This is a genomic window from Afipia sp. GW823-FHT06G09 (assembly GCF_058794875.1).
The window spans coordinates 204,601-217,856 of record NZ_JBXAHF010000003.1 but is presented as its reverse complement, the minus strand read 5'-3'; the positions used below and the strand labels follow the sequence as shown (position 1 = coordinate 217,856).

The following is a 13,256-nucleotide window of genomic DNA, read 5'->3' as shown; positions in this document are numbered from 1 at the left end:
GCCACAGTAGCTGGGCTCCTCGACCGGCCGCTCGAATCCTTGCGGATGCGGGCTAAACAAGCCATTGTCCCGGTGCTGCTGGCCTGACCGGTCGCACCCCTTTCAATCCATGGAGCCGGCGAGCGTGATCCTCCAACGTCGTTTCAGCCGCGTGGCCGTCGCCACTCTCGCGTTCGCATCGGTTCTTGCGTCCGCCGGTCCGCTTGCGGCCCAGACCCGCACCAGCGCCAGCGAAGACGCCAAGCAGGCGCCGTATCCAAGTGCGCGCGATCTGATCGGTCTCACGGTCTCCGGCAGCTACCTCGCCGCGCGCCATGCCAGCGTCGATCGCGATGCGACTGCTGCCGCGGCGTTCTATCGCGCCGCGCTGCGCTCGGACCCGAAGAACAATGAACTGCTCGACCGCGCGTTTATCGCCTCGCTTGCCGATGGCGATATCGACGAAGCCGTGAAGCTTGCCGACCGCATTCTCACCATCGACAAGAACAATCGCGTCGCGCGGCTGGTGGCGGGCGTGCGCTCGCTGAAGCAGAAGCAATACGGCGCCGCGCAGCAGAACATCAATCAGTCGGTCCGCGGGCCGATCACCGATCTGGTCGCGACGCTGCTGTCGGGCTGGGCGAGCTACGGCGCGGGCAACACCCAGACCGCGATCAGCGCCATCGACAAGCTCGCGGGGCCGGAGTGGTACCCGATCTTCAAGGACCTGCATTCCGGCATGATCCTGGAACTGGCCAACAAGCAGAAGGAAGCCGGCGTCCGCTTCGAGCGTGCCTACAAGCTCGACGACTCGGCGCTGCGCGTGTCGGACGCCTATGCGCGCTGGCTGTCGCGCAACAAGGACCCGGCTGCGGCCGCCGCCATCTATGAAGGCTTCGACAAGAAGCTCGCGCGTCATCCGCTGGTGGTGGAAGGCATTCGCGAGACCAAGGCGGGCAAGAAGCTCGCCCCGCTGGCTGAAAATCCGCAGCAGGGTGCGGCCGAGGCGCTGTACGGCATCGGCGCATCGCTGACGCGCCGGGGCGGCGAGGATCTCGCGCTGGTCTATCTCCAGCTCGCGCTTTACCTCAACCCGAACCATTCTCTCGCACTGCTGTCGCTCGCCGATCTCTATGAGTCGGTGAAGAAACCGCAGATGGCGATCAAGGTCTATGAGCGCGTGCCCGCGAATTCGCCGCTCAAGCGCAATGCGCAGATCCAGCTCGCCACCGATCTGGACGCGGTCGACCGCACCGACGAGGGCATCAAGATTCTCAACACCGTAATCGCCGAGGATTCGAAGGACCTTGAGGCGATCATGGCGCTGGGCAATATCCAGCGCGCCCGCAAGAAGTTCGCCGATTGCGGCGAGACCTACGGCAAGGGCATCGAGGCGCAGGCCGGCGCCGAGAAGCAGAACTGGGTGCTCTACTACTTCCGCGGCATCTGCTTCGAGCGCTCGAAGCAGTGGGCGAAGGCGGAGGTCGATCTGAAGAAGGCGCTCGAGATGCAGCCCGAGCAGCCGCACGTGCTGAACTATCTCGGCTACTCCTGGATCGATCAGGGCATCAATCTCGATGACGCCATGAAGATGATCCGCCGCGCTGTCGATCAGCGCCCGGACGACGGTTACATCGTGGACTCGCTGGGCTGGGCCTACTATCGCATCGCCGATTACGACAATGCCGTGAAGCATCTCGAACGCGCGATCGACCTCAAGCCGGAAGACCCCACCATCAACGATCACCTGGGCGATGCCTACTGGCGCGTCGGACGGACGCTGGAAGCCAAATTCCAGTGGGCCCATGCCCGCGATCTCAAGCCTGAGGCGGAGGAACTTCCGAAGATCGAGGCCAAGCTGCGCGACGGCCTGCCGGAGGACACGTCCAACGCGGCGGCCGCCGAGAAGAAGAAGGAAGACGGCCGGGGCGGCTGATCGCCGTTTCCGCCGTCGGCTGCGCCTCGCGATGCCATTGCCGGGCTTGACCCGGCAATCCATTGTCCTCAATAACCGCTGAGGCGCAGGCGAGCCCGCGCGATCTGTTTTCGCCCGGAATGGCTGACCCCGATGACACTGCTGACTGAAACCGCGCGCGCCAAGGTCAATCTCACCTTGCGTGTTCTTGGCCGCCGCGCCGACGGCTATCATGACATCGAGAGTCTCGTGGTGTTCGCCGACTGCGCGGACACGCTGACGCTGACGCCGGGCCCCGACCTTCTTCTTGCGACCGGCGGTCCCGGTGCGAAGGACTGCGGTGAGATGTCTGACAATCTGGTGGTGCGTGTCGCATTGCTGCTGGGCGAACGCATTCCGGGGCTGACGCTGGGCCGTTTCACGCTGGACAAGCATCTGCCGGTCGCGGCCGGGATCGGCGGCGGTTCCGCGGATGCGGCGGCGGCGTTGCGGCTGCTGGCGCGGGCGAACAACCTTGCGATCGACGACCCCCGCATTGTCAGCGTCGCGCGCGAAACCGGCGCGGACATTCCCGTTTGTCTCGCCTCGCGTGCCTGCACCATGACCGGTGTCGGCGAGAATCTGTCGATGCTGGATATTCCCGCGATGCCGTGCGTGATGGTCAATCCGCGCGTCGGCGTTGCCACCAAGGATGTGTTCACAGCGCTCGGTCTCGGCAAGGGCGAACTTCTTGCCGGTATCGGTGATGTGATGCTGTCGCGGGGCTGGCCGGAGGACGGCGCGTCATTCGATGCGTGGATCGAGGCGATTGGACATGGCACCAACGATCTCGAAAAGCCTGCATTGAAGGTCGAGCCGATTATCGGCGATGTGCTCCAGGCGCTGCGCGAAACGGACGGCGTCCGGCTTGCCCGCATGTCAGGATCGGGCGCGACATGCTTTGCGATATTTGCAAGTGAAGCCGATGCGCGAGCCGCTGCGCAACTGATCGCGCGCGCATATCCGGCATGGTGGGTTCACGCCGGCGTGCTGAGCTGACATAATTTTCTGTCATTGCGAGGAGCGTTAGCGACGAAGCAATCCAGCTTCTTGGATGCGGCGCATTCCTGCTGGATTGCTTCGCGTGCAATGACGAAAGAGTGGCTTCAGTGCGATCTTGCCAGACAGAACGCGACGACCTGCTCGAGCGCAGTCTTCATCGGTGACGGCGGGAACAGCGCCAGCGCATCGACCGCCATCGCGCCGTAATGCTGCGCGCGGCTCATCGTGTCTTCCAGAGTGCGATGCTTGGTCATCAGGCCGATGGCGTGATCGAGATCGCCGTCGCCAATCTCGCCCTTTTCAAGCGTTCTGATCCAGAATTCGCGCTCGGCGTCGTTGCCGCGCCGGAAGGCAAGCACAACCGGAAGCGTGATCTTGCCTTCGCGGAAATCGTCGCCGACGTTCTTGCCGAGCTTGGCGGCCTTGCCGCCGTAGTCCAGCACGTCGTCGATCAGCTGGAAGGCGATGCCGAGATTCATGCCGAAGGAACGGGACGCCGTCTGTTCCGCCTTGGGGCGGTTCGCGATCACCGGGCCAACCTCGGAGGCGGCAGCGAACAGTTCGGCGGTCTTGCCGCGAATGACGGCGAGGTATTCGTCTTCGGTGGTCGCGGTGTTCTTTGCCGCCGCGAGCTGCATCACTTCGCCTTCGGCGATGGTGGCGGCGGCGGAGGAGAGAATGTCGAGCGCGCGCAGCGAGCCGACCTCGACCATCATGCGGAAGGCCTGGCCGAGCAGGAAGTCGCCGACCAGCACGCTGGCCTCGTTACCCCATAGCATTCGCGCCGACAGCTTGCCTCGCCGCAATTCGCTTTCGTCCACCACGTCGTCATGGAGCAGCGTCGCGGTGTGCATGAATTCCACGGCGGCGGCGAGCTTGATATGGCCCTCGCCGGTGTAGCCGGTGAGGTTGGCCATCGCGAGCGTCAGCATCGGGCGCAGCCGCTTGCCGCCCGACGAAATCAGGTGGTTGGCGACCTCGGGGATCATCGTCACTTCCGAGCCGGTGCGCGACAGAATCGTGCTGTTGACGCGCTCCATATCGGGCGCAACAAGCTCAACCAGCCGATCTATCGATGGCGTCGAGTGGCTCTCAAAGGGTACAATAACCGCCACGTCCGGTCTCCGGATGAATGTAAGGCCACAATAGAAACTGCCGTGCGATGCGGCAAGAGCAACGAACGGACCACCTAACCCGTTCCAACCGCTGGAGGCGGCTGTTTTGAAGGAATTGGTGCGGACCAACGATGCGGTGCTGGTGTCCGCGGTAGGCGCGTTGCTGGATGGCGCCAATATCCACCACCTCGTGCTCGACACTAACATGAGCATCATGGACGGATCGCTGGGCGTGCTGCCGCGACGCATCCTGGTCCATGAGGACGATGCTGTTGCCGCGCGCCGCCTGCTCACCGACGCGGGTCTGGCTCATGAACTGCGGGACGATGACTGACCCCGCCCGGACTGACATTCCGGATGTGACCGAGGACATGTTTCTCGATGGCCAGTTGCGGCTGCGCCAGCCAAGGCGCGGACACCGCGCGGGTCATGATGCGGTCCTGCTCGCCGCGGCGACACCGGCGCAACCGGGCGATCGCGTGGTGGAGTTCGGCGCGGGTGTCGGGACGGCGGGACTTTGCGTGGCCCATCGCGTCGCCGGGCTCGATCTGGTGCTCACGGAGATCGACGAAACGCTTGCGGCGCTGGCGCGGATCAATGCCGAGGCGAACAATATCGCCGCGCAGGTGCTGACATTCGACGTGACCGCGAGCGTGGATGTCTTCGCCGCGTCCGGCCTCGGTCCCGACACGGCCGATGGTGTCCTGATGAATCCGCCGTTCAACGATGCTGCCCGACATCGGGCGTCGCCGGACCCGGCGCGGCAATCCGCGCATGTGGCCGCGGCCGACACGCTCGCGACCTGGACTCATGCGGCGCGGCGGATGCTCAAATCCGGCGGCGTGCTGACGCTGATCTGGCGGGCGGATGGACTGGCCGAGGTGCTGGCGGCGCTGGGGCGGGGGTTCGGCAGCATCGAAATCCTGCCGGTCCATCCGGGTCCGGGGACACCGGCCATCCGCGTGCTGGTAAACGCGATCAAGGGCGGGCGGGCGCCGATGGCGCTGCATCCCGGCCTGGTCTTGCTCGATATCGACGGGAAGGCGGGTCGCGAGGCTCAGGCTGTCCTCGGCGGGAAAGCCGCTCTGCCGCTGGCGAAGGTAACCCGCTGAACGCTCAGCAGGCAGGCTGCCTGCTTATTGGGTTACCGGCTTTGGCTCGGTTTCGGGTGTCTGGGTGAAGTGGATGGCGGCGAAAAGGGCGCCAATCAAAAGGATCAGGAGGTAAATCTTCATTTCTGCACCTTAGTGGCTGCGGCGTTGCAGTCCGCGTATCCGTTGCAAAGCAAAGTGCGTTCCAGTTTCTTGGGCGCGCTCCGCCGACAATGGCGAAAGCTCAAGGAAAGCGCGTCAGATCAGACCCTTAGCACGCATTTTCGGCACAAAAGACGTGCTTAACGTTTGCTCAATGTGCTGTTGGCTCCTGATGCCAGTTACCGAATAATAAACCGTGAAGATGAAGGACGTTTCATGGCTGAGAATGACGGCGGCGGTCACTTTGCCGAGAGGTTGAAAAACTTGCTGCCGGCGCGCTGGCGCGGCGAAGCGGTGGTGCCCGTCGTGCGCCTGTCCGGCGTGATCGGCGCGGTGACGCCGCTGCGGCCGGGCATGACGCTGGCGGGTGTATCCCGGACGCTGGAGCGGGCGTTCTCGACCAAGGGCGCGAAAGCCGTCGCGCTGGTGATCAATTCGCCGGGCGGCTCGCCGGTGCAGTCACGGCAGATCTATCAGCGCATCCGCCAGCTCGCCGCCGAGAAGAAGCTGCGGGTGCTGGTGTTCGTCGAGGACGTCGCGGCATCGGGCGGTTACATGATCGCCTGCGCGGGCGACGAGATTTTTTGCGATCCATCCTCCATCGTCGGTTCGATCGGCGTGGTCGGCGGCACGTTCGGCTTCGTCGATCTTATCAAGAAGGTCGGCATCGAACGCAGGGTCTATACGTCCGGCGAGAACAAGTCGCAGCTCGATCCGTTTCTTCCTGAAAATCCCGACGACGTCGCGCGGCTGAAGACGATCCAGCGCGAGATTCACGACACCTTCATCACGCTGGTGAAGGACAGCCGCGGCGCGCGCTTGAAAGGCGAGGGCGACTATCTGTTCACCGGCGAATACTGGGCCGGCGAGCGCGCGGTGAAACTCGGTCTTGCGGATGCGCTCGGCGACCTGCGCACGGTGCTGCGCGCGCGCTATGGCGAGAAGGTGCAGACGCCGGTGATTGCGCCGGCGGCGGGGCTTCTCTCCGGGCTCGCGGGCCGCAAGCCCGGTGCAGGAGCGGCGCTGCCGGGTTTTCCGGGATTTTCAGAGGACCTGATCTCGGCGCTGGAAGAGCGCGCGATCTGGGCGCGTTACGGATTGTAGGACGGGAGACTGATCATGCCGCCGCTGATTTTGATCGCTGCCGGAATTCTGGGTGGTGCAGCGTTGGTGCGCCTTGCGGTGCGCGAAGGCAAGCGCATCAACCGTGAGCTCGATGCCGCGCGCAAGGCGAAGCCCGCCGAGCAGGAAAGCATGCCCAAGCTGCGCCGCGATCCCGACACCGGTACCTACAGGCCGGGTTAGTCTGTCCTGAAATCAGCCGTGCCTGCGCACGTCGTTGATGGTCATGATGCAAAGTGCGGCCATGATGGCCGCGGCGGCCAGAACCTGAAAGGCAATCATTGTCGTCCCTGTCGAACAGCACCGCCGGTTTTCCCCGGCCGTTGGTTGCAATGGAGCCATTGCTAGGGGGCAGTTGCTAACGAAGTGCGGACGCGGGAAGACGGCTTGCCGGGGCGGTTAAACCGGCGTTCGGAGGATCGCTAAAATCGCGCCAATTCAGGTAGGAATCCGCATCAGGGTGGGCTATCGCCTTGATTCCGTTAGCCTGCGCCGATACGGTCCGCGCGCAAATCACCCCATTCCAACGCTTGAAGATTTCCGATGGATTCCCTGCCTCCGCACATGCGTCCCGAGCGCTCGTTTCAGGGCCTGATCCTGACATTGCAGCGCTATTGGGCCGACCATGGCTGCGTCATCCTGCAGCCCTACGACATGGAAGTCGGCGCGGGTACCTTCCATCCGGCGACCACATTGCGCGCGCTCGGCCCAAAGCGCTGGAACGCGGCTTACGTGCAGCCGTCGCGCCGCCCGAAGGATGGCCGCTACGGCGAGAACCCGAACCGCTTGCAGCACTACTATCAGTTTCAGGTGATCCTGAAGCCGTCGCCGCCGGACCTTCAGAATCTCTATCTGAAGTCGCTCGAAGCCATCGGCGTCGATCTGGCGCTGCATGACGTGCGTTTCGTCGAGGACGACTGGGAGAGCCCGACGCTCGGGGCGTGGGGCCTCGGCTGGGAATGCTGGTGCGACGGCATGGAAGTTTCGCAGTTCACCTATTTCCAGCAGGTCGCGGGCGTCGAATGCGCGCCGGTCGCGGGCGAACTCACTTACGGCCTTGAGCGTCTTGCGATGTATGTGCAGGGCGTCGACCGCGTTTACGACCTCAATTTCAACGGCCGCGAGGGTGACGAGAAGGTCACGTACGGCGATGTGTTCCTGCAGGCCGAGCAGGAATATTCGCGGCACAATTTCGAGCACTCCGACACTGCGATGCTGTTCGAGCAGTTCAAGATGGCGGAAAGCGCCTGCAGGAAATATCTCGATGCAGGATGGAAGGACGGCAAGCGCGAGGCACATCTGATGGCACTGCCGGCTTACGACCAGTGCATCAAGGCCAGCCATGTGTTCAATCTTCTCGATGCGCGCGGCGTGATCTCGGTCACCGAGCGGCAGAGCTACATCCTGCGCGTGCGCGAACTCGCCAAGGCCTGCGGCGAAGCGTGGGTGCACACCGAAGCGGGAAGGGCGGCGTGAGAGGCGCGATGCCTATGCTCCCCTCCCCCTTGCGGGGAGGGGTCGGGGGTGGGGGTCCACAGGCATTGGCCTATGTGCTTCAATCGCGGACTATGGATGATCGTCAGCGACAGTTCGCGCATCGCATGCGCGCACAGCCGACCGAAGCCGAGCGGGTGCTATGGCATCGGCTTCGGCATGACATTGCGCTGAGCGGCTCGCATTTCCGGCGTCAGGCTTTGATTGGTCCGTTCATCGCGGATTTTGCCAGCCGGCGCGCAAAGATTGTCATCGAACTGGATGGCGGTCAGCACGCGGAGAACGCGGCTGATATGCACCGGACGCGGCAGATCGAAGAGAGAGGATATCGAGTCTTGCGTTTCTGGAACCATGACGTGTTGAGCAACATCGACGGCGTGCTTGCTGCTATTCAGAATGCGCTGACCCCCACCCCCGACCCCTCCCCGCAAGGGGGAGGGGAGTTATTGGCAAACCCCGACCCCTCCCCGCCGCAAGCGGGGGGAGGGGCGTAGAGAACAGAAAGCCGATGCCCGATCTTCTCCTCGAACTGTTCTCCGAAGAAATTCCCGCGCGCATGCAGGCGAAGGCGGCGGATGACCTGCGCAAGATGGTCACCGACAAGCTGGTCGCCGAAGGTCTCGTCTATGAAGGCGCGAAAGCATTCGTGACGCCGCGACGTCTCGCACTCACCGTGTACGGCATTCCGCAGCGCCAGCCGGACCTCAAGCAGGAGCGCAAGGGCCCGAAGGTCGGCGCGCCGGATGCCGCCGTGCAGGGTTTTCTGAAAGCCGCCGGTCTCAAGTCGCTCGATGAAGCGAAAATCCAGCGCGACCCGAAGGGCGATTTCTATATCGCGCTGATGGAGAAGGCCGGACGCCCCGCCATCGATGTGATCGCGGAAATCATTCCGCTGATTATCCGTACCTTCCCGTGGCCGAAGCAGATGCGCTGGGGCGAACGCTCCGCGCGGAACGGCGCGCTGACCTGGGTGCGCCCGCTGCATTCGATCATCGCGACCTTCGGCCCGGAAACCGAAGAGCCGGAGATCGTGAAGTTCGACGTCGCCGGCATTGAGGCCGGGCAGACCACGCGCGGACATCGTTTCATGGCGCCCGGTGAAATCACCGTGCGCCGCTTCGACGACTATGTGTCGAAGCTGGAAGCCGCGAAGGTCGTGCTCGATCCCGAGCGCCGCAAGAACATCATCCTCGAGGACGCCAAGGAACTGGCGTTCGCGCAGGGCTTTGAACTGGTCGAGGATCAGGTGCTGCTCGATGAAGTGGCGGGCCTGGTCGAATGGCCGGTGGTGCTGATGGGCTCGTTTGACGAAGAATTTTTGTCGATCCCCGGCGAAGTGATCCGCGCCACCATCCGCAACAACCAGAAATGCTTCGTCGTTCGCGACCCCTCACTCCCTCCCCCCCTGCGGGGGAGGGTTGGGGAGGGGGGTGAGCAACAAGATCCGGTGCGCGACGGACCCCCACCCCTGACCCCTCCCCGCAAGGGGGAGGGGAGCAGACTTGCGCCGAAATTCATCCTCATCTCGAATATCGAAGCCACAGACGGCGGCAAGGCCATCGTCGCGGGCAACGAGCGCGTCATCCGCGCGCGCCTGTCGGATGCGAAGTTCTTCTACGAGACGGACCTGAAGACCAAACTCGAAGACCGGTTGCCGAAATTCGCGCAGATCGTGTTTCACGAAAAGCTCGGCACGCAGGCGGAGCGTATTGCACGTATCGAGCGGCTCGCCGCCGAGATCGCGCCGCTGGTCGGCGCGGATGTTGAGAAAACGAAACGCGCCGCGCAACTCGCCAAGGCCGATCTGCTGACCGAAGTGGTCGGCGAATTCCCTGAAGTACAGGGCCTGATGGGCCGGTACTACGCGCTGGCGCAGGGTGAAGATGCGTCTGTCGCAGCCGCGATTGAGGATCACTACAAGCCGCAGGGACCGGCAGACCGCGTGCCGACCGATCCGGTCGCCATCGCCGTTGCGCTGGCGGACAAGCTCGATACGCTGGTGGGTTTCTGGGCGATTGATGAAAAGCCGACGGGGAGCAAGGACCCGTATGCGTTGCGGAGAGCGGCGTTAGGGGTAATTAGGTTGATTATCAATAACGAAGTTCGTCTAGGTTTATTTGATATAGCCGAACAAGCTGCCTTCACGCTCAGAGCTCAGATGATCGATCGCGTCGTTCAACGTTTTGGCGGCTTGGCGAGTGTCAGCTTCATTCGAGACGGGTTTTCTATTGGCGGCTTCCCTGTGCTTTATGGTGACTTATTGGATAGTGCTAGCTCTGGACCGAGAGCTGAGGACAACGAAGACAATTTGCGAGATCTGAGTTTGGGCGTCATGATTGATGCCCTTATGGAACAAGAAAGTTCGAGTGGCGAAACCTTTTACGTGAGTGCAAACTCTGATATTATCGCAATTCATCCGTTTTCATTCGCCGTCGATCTGCTCGCTTTCTTCGCCGATCGTCTCAAAGTCCAGCTTCGCGATCAGGGTGCGCGGCACGATCTTGTCGACGCCGTGTTCGCGCTCGAAGGTCAGGATGATCTCCTGATGGTCGTCCGCCGTGTCGAGGCGCTCGGCAAATTCCTCGACAGCGACGACGGCAAGAACCTGCTCGCGGGCACCAAGCGCGCGAGCAATATCTTGGCCATCGAGGAGAAGAAGGACAAGCGCAAGTTCGACGGTGCGCCGGATGCGTCGCTCTACAAGCTCGATGAGGAGAAGGCGCTCGCCAGCGCCATCGCGCAGGTGAAGACGGAGGCGGGCGCCGCCGTTGCGAAGGAAGACTTCGCGTCCGCGATGACGGCGATGGCCAAGCTGCGTCCCGCGGTCGATGCCTTCTTCGACAAGGTGAAGGTCAACGACGACGACGCCAAGGTGCGCGAGAACCGTCTCAAGCTGCTGGGCGAAATCCGTCAGGCCACGCGCGCGGTCGCGGACTTCTCGAAGATCCAGGACTGAGCGGGGATTCTGATCGTCATTGCGAGGAGCCATTAGCGCGTTTACGCGCGTCTTCGCTTCGCTCGCAATGACGCTGATCTGGTCGTCCCGGCGAAGGCCGGGACCCATATTCCCTGTCGAAGCGACATTAAACGAGTACGTCCAACCGACCTGCCCAACTGAGCGGTCAGTGGTTATGGGTCCCCGCTTTCGCGGGGACGACCCGGTGGGTAAACGCTGCCCCTCTCGCCTTCGCCGTTTACCCCTCGTTAACCATGTTCTGTAAGGTTCCGGTAACTTCCGTTAACAGCCGTTAGCGAAGGTTGGGACCCGCATGACATCGATCAACGGCTACAACCCCTACGCCCAGTACGGCTCCGCCTATGCGCGGGCCGCCGCCACGCAGCCGTCGCTGGCCGATGCGCTCAATGCAGCGGATGCAGGCAACAGCACCCCGCTTGATCCCAACGCGGCCACCAATCTGACGCTGTCCGACGCCGCCAAGGCCAAGCTGGCCAGCGAAGCGGCGACGCCTGATTTTACGACGGTCACGAACGACGCCCGCACGGCGCTCGACAAGCTCTATGCGGCAGCGAAGGTCAGTGGTCCGCTGACCACGGACGGAAAAACCACGATCGATCTGTCGTCGCTGGATCGCCGCTCGCTGTTCGCCATCGCCACCAACAGCGCCGGCAAGTTCACGGCCGACGAGCAGAGCGTTGCGTCGCAGGAACTGACCAACCGCTTCAATGCCGCGCTTGCACCCGCCGCCGCCGCGACGTCGATGACCAGAAATTACACCGTCGTCTACAAGGCGGCGCTGGATTATCTCGACGGCGCGAGCGCCGAGGAAAAGGCGACGACCACCTGGGCGACGCAGCGCGCCGCCGCGCTGAAAGGTTATGGGGCCGCGAAGCAGAAGCCGGATGCCGCGCCGAGCGTGTCGGGCGATCCGGTCGCCGCTTATCTGGCGAAATATCCTGACGGCGCCCCGGCGGGAACGACCAAGACATTCACCACGGTTGCGACCGATGCCCGCGCGGCGCTCGATGCGCAGGCCAAACTGGCTGCCGAAAACAAGACGGAACTGGTCTACGATCCGTCGCGCAAATTCGGACAGCTCGTGGATTTCTCGTCGTTCGACAATCGATCCCTGTCGGCGATCACGCTCAATCAGGACCAGAAGTTCTCGAACCAGGAAATCTACGCGGCGAAGAAGGAACTGGATTCGCGCACCCGTGCGAACATCCTCGCCTCACTCAAGCAGAGCCAGCAGAGCGGCGATCCCACGCAATTGAGCCTCGGCATTCTGCAGAGCTATTCCGCAATGAGCGATGAAGAGCGGCAGGCATCGGGCTGGAGCCCGTCGTTCCGCGACAACGTGCTCCAGAGTTACAAATCCACCAACAGCATCCTGTCGATCCTGCAGGGATCGTAAAGGCGTCACGAAAGAAGCCCCGCCCGGCGAAAAGCCGAAGCGGGGCTGTTTTGTTTGAGCGGGAGCGGCGGGGACGACCTTCCGGCTCAAACGAGGCTGAAGCTGGTTTTAATCGATCACCTGCATCACGCGCCGTGTCCGCGGCTCGACCAGGATCGGGCGATCGTTCACCACCGTGTAGCGATAGCTGGTCGCGCCGTATTGCTGCGGCACATCGTAGTAGGTCACGCCGCTTTCCGGCAGAATAGTGCCGACGCGCACCGGCGACTCGATCGCATATGACGGCACACGCTCCTCAACGATATACTGACGGAAACGCGGACGTTCATCCTCGGTGATGATGCCGACGCCGGGTGCGAGGCCGGTTGTCACGCCTTCCTCGACAATGATGCGCTGCTGGGCCTCGGCCGCGAGCGGCATCGCCGTGGCAGTGGCCAGCAGCGCTGCTGCGAGAAGGGGATTACGCATGGCTTTCTCCTTGATGAAACAGAGCCTGATCGCGCAGAGCGGCTTGCTCACGTCAATCACGCTCGGAAACCGGCACAGGCCGATCAACCAGCGGTGACAATCGCCTTTGCCGATCATCGTTCCCGCGGGACTGTGATTTCACCGAGGCATTTTCGTGGAGGTGACGCGGCTGTTTGAATCGTCATGGAACTCACCGCTTGTCGCAGCCGTTGGCTGTTGCGATGCGCGAGACAAGGATAAATTCCTTGTTCGATTCGTGTTCGTCCTGCCGTTTGTCCTTTCCATCCATGCCGGGAGATTCATATGTCCATCAGCGTCGCCAACATTCAGCCCATCGTCGCTCTCATCGCGGGTGTGCTGATTCTCGTCATGCCGCGGCTGCTGAATTTCATCGTTGCGATCTATCTGATCCTGGTCGGGATCATCGGATTGGGTATTATTAAGTAACGGAATGTTTCAGATTGTTACAGGATAGACGCAAAACCTAACCATTTGC

The 13,256-nt window shown here is 62.7% G+C and carries 13 protein-coding genes; 11 read left to right on the top strand and 2 right to left on the bottom strand.

Annotated features, from left to right (window positions below; translation table 11 throughout):
• Window positions 1–109 precede the first annotated feature (109 nt).
• Window positions 110–1,915, top strand: coding sequence for a tetratricopeptide repeat protein (locus AC1Q67_RS13470; RefSeq protein ID WP_029659750.1), 1,806 nt, complete (start codon window positions 110–112; stop codon window positions 1,913–1,915).
• A 132-nt stretch (window positions 1,916–2,047) separates the two neighbouring features.
• The gene (locus AC1Q67_RS13465; RefSeq protein ID WP_024576047.1) at window positions 2,048–2,932 is read left to right on the top strand and encodes a 4-(cytidine 5'-diphospho)-2-C-methyl-D-erythritol kinase; all 885 of its coding nucleotides are present in this window, start codon (window positions 2,048–2,050) and stop codon (window positions 2,930–2,932) included.
• 107 nt (window positions 2,933–3,039) lie between these two features.
• Here AC1Q67_RS13465 and AC1Q67_RS13460 read toward each other — a convergent pair whose 3' ends face one another.
• Window positions 3,040–4,050: a polyprenyl synthetase family protein gene (locus AC1Q67_RS13460; RefSeq protein ID WP_024576048.1), complete on the bottom strand. Its 1,011-nt coding sequence runs from the start codon at window positions 4,048–4,050 to the stop codon at window positions 3,040–3,042.
• Between the two features lie 106 nt (window positions 4,051–4,156).
• Here AC1Q67_RS13460 and AC1Q67_RS13455 point away from each other — a divergent pair, with 106 nt between their 5' ends.
• From AC1Q67_RS13455 to AC1Q67_RS13420, 8 genes are all read left to right on the top strand, one after another.
• Complete coding sequence (locus tag AC1Q67_RS13455; RefSeq protein ID WP_024576049.1) at window positions 4,157–4,384, top strand: putative signal transducing protein; 228 nt, start codon at window positions 4,157–4,159, stop codon at window positions 4,382–4,384.
• Window positions 4,377–5,162, top strand: coding sequence for a tRNA1(Val) (adenine(37)-N6)-methyltransferase (locus AC1Q67_RS13450; RefSeq protein ID WP_492235895.1), 786 nt, complete (start codon window positions 4,377–4,379; stop codon window positions 5,160–5,162). The genes AC1Q67_RS13455 and AC1Q67_RS13450 overlap by 8 nt, the downstream gene beginning before the upstream one ends.
• Window positions 5,163–5,519: 357 nt before the next feature.
• A complete protein-coding gene (locus AC1Q67_RS13445; protein WP_492235894.1) occupies window positions 5,520–6,407 on the top strand; it encodes a S49 family peptidase in 888 nt (295 codons plus the stop codon).
• A 15-nt stretch (window positions 6,408–6,422) separates the two neighbouring features.
• Window positions 6,423–6,608: a hypothetical protein gene (locus AC1Q67_RS13440; RefSeq protein WP_492235893.1), complete on the top strand. Its 186-nt coding sequence runs from the start codon at window positions 6,423–6,425 to the stop codon at window positions 6,606–6,608.
• A 360-nt stretch (window positions 6,609–6,968) separates the two neighbouring features.
• Entirely contained in the window at window positions 6,969–7,901 is a 933-nt protein-coding gene (locus AC1Q67_RS13435; RefSeq protein ID WP_492235892.1) for a glycine--tRNA ligase subunit alpha, read from the top strand.
• Between the two features lie 92 nt (window positions 7,902–7,993).
• A complete protein-coding gene (locus AC1Q67_RS13430) occupies window positions 7,994–8,413 on the top strand; it encodes an endonuclease domain-containing protein (protein WP_492235891.1) in 420 nt (139 codons plus the stop codon).
• A 14-nt stretch (window positions 8,414–8,427) separates the two neighbouring features.
• Window positions 8,428–10,875 carry a glycine--tRNA ligase subunit beta gene (gene glyS / locus AC1Q67_RS13425; RefSeq protein ID WP_492235890.1) on the top strand — a complete coding sequence of 816 codons (2,448 nt, stop codon included), beginning with the start codon at window positions 8,428–8,430 and terminating at the stop codon, window positions 10,873–10,875.
• Window positions 10,876–11,188: 313 nt separating this feature from the next.
• A complete protein-coding gene (locus AC1Q67_RS13420) occupies window positions 11,189–12,292 on the top strand; it encodes a hypothetical protein (RefSeq protein WP_492235889.1) in 1,104 nt (367 codons plus the stop codon).
• Window positions 12,293–12,400: 108 nt separating this feature from the next.
• Here AC1Q67_RS13420 and AC1Q67_RS13415 read toward each other — a convergent pair whose 3' ends face one another.
• Window positions 12,401–12,760, bottom strand: coding sequence for a DUF1236 domain-containing protein (locus tag AC1Q67_RS13415; protein WP_024576057.1), 360 nt, complete (start codon window positions 12,758–12,760; stop codon window positions 12,401–12,403).
• Between the two features lie 303 nt (window positions 12,761–13,063).
• Here AC1Q67_RS13415 and AC1Q67_RS13410 point away from each other — a divergent pair, with 303 nt between their 5' ends.
• A complete protein-coding gene (locus AC1Q67_RS13410) occupies window positions 13,064–13,207 on the top strand; it encodes a DUF3096 domain-containing protein (RefSeq protein WP_019198613.1) in 144 nt (47 codons plus the stop codon).
• Window positions 13,208–13,256: the final 49 nt, after the last annotated feature.

Excerpts from the sequence above, each read along its gene's own strand:
- AC1Q67_RS13470 (WP_029659750.1), top strand. The coding sequence starts at position 110 with ATGGAGCCGGCGAGCGTGATCCTCCAACGTCGTTTCAGCCGCGTGGCC.
- AC1Q67_RS13465 (WP_024576047.1), top strand. The coding sequence starts at position 2,048 with ATGACACTGCTGACTGAAACCGCGCGCGCCAAGGTCAATCTCACCTTG.
- AC1Q67_RS13450 (WP_492235895.1), top strand. The coding sequence starts at position 4,377 with ATGACTGACCCCGCCCGGACTGACATTCCGGATGTGACCGAGGACATG.
- AC1Q67_RS13445 (WP_492235894.1), top strand. The coding sequence starts at position 5,520 with ATGGCTGAGAATGACGGCGGCGGTCACTTTGCCGAGAGGTTGAAAAAC.
- AC1Q67_RS13440 (WP_492235893.1), top strand. The coding sequence starts at position 6,423 with ATGCCGCCGCTGATTTTGATCGCTGCCGGAATTCTGGGTGGTGCAGCG.
- AC1Q67_RS13435 (WP_492235892.1), top strand. The coding sequence starts at position 6,969 with ATGGATTCCCTGCCTCCGCACATGCGTCCCGAGCGCTCGTTTCAGGGC.
- AC1Q67_RS13430 (WP_492235891.1), top strand. The coding sequence starts at position 7,994 with ATGGATGATCGTCAGCGACAGTTCGCGCATCGCATGCGCGCACAGCCG.
- glyS (WP_492235890.1), top strand. The coding sequence starts at position 8,428 with ATGCCCGATCTTCTCCTCGAACTGTTCTCCGAAGAAATTCCCGCGCGC.
- AC1Q67_RS13420 (WP_492235889.1), top strand. The coding sequence starts at position 11,189 with ATGACATCGATCAACGGCTACAACCCCTACGCCCAGTACGGCTCCGCC.
- AC1Q67_RS13415 (WP_024576057.1), bottom strand. The coding sequence starts at position 12,760 with ATGCGTAATCCCCTTCTCGCAGCAGCGCTGCTGGCCACTGCCACGGCG.
- AC1Q67_RS13410 (WP_019198613.1), top strand. The coding sequence starts at position 13,064 with ATGTCCATCAGCGTCGCCAACATTCAGCCCATCGTCGCTCTCATCGCG.